1 protein-coding gene is annotated in these 233 nt (G+C 65.7%); it reads right to left on the bottom strand.

Annotation, left to right across the window (positions count from 1 at the left end; translation table 11 throughout):
- Positions 1–233 (bottom strand): arginine N-succinyltransferase (locus tag SB772_RS45805; protein ID WP_410839250.1); only part of this gene is annotated, 233 nt, incomplete at both ends.

The raw sequence follows: 233 nt of genomic DNA, 5'->3' as shown, positions 1-233 counted from the left end.
CGACCAGATAGGTTTCAGAAACTTCTGCGTTCGCGGATGCGCTTTCCCGCACCACGCGCGTCGCGTTGCCCGCAACCGACGCCGTGCGATCCACCTGCGCCGTGAGCACCGGGCCCGCGTCGAAGATATCGACATAACGGTCGGGCTCGAACCCTTCTTCGAGATGAATCTCGTACGCGAGCAGCGCACGCGGATCGGGCTCGCCGAGCACGCGCTGCGCCGCTTCCGGCAAC

This window comes from Paraburkholderia sp. SIMBA_030 (assembly GCF_046535245.1).
Lineage (GTDB): Bacteria > Pseudomonadota > Gammaproteobacteria > Burkholderiales > Burkholderiaceae > Paraburkholderia.
The sequence above is the reverse complement of the archived record's forward strand: the minus strand, read 5'-3'. Positions and strand labels throughout refer to the sequence as shown.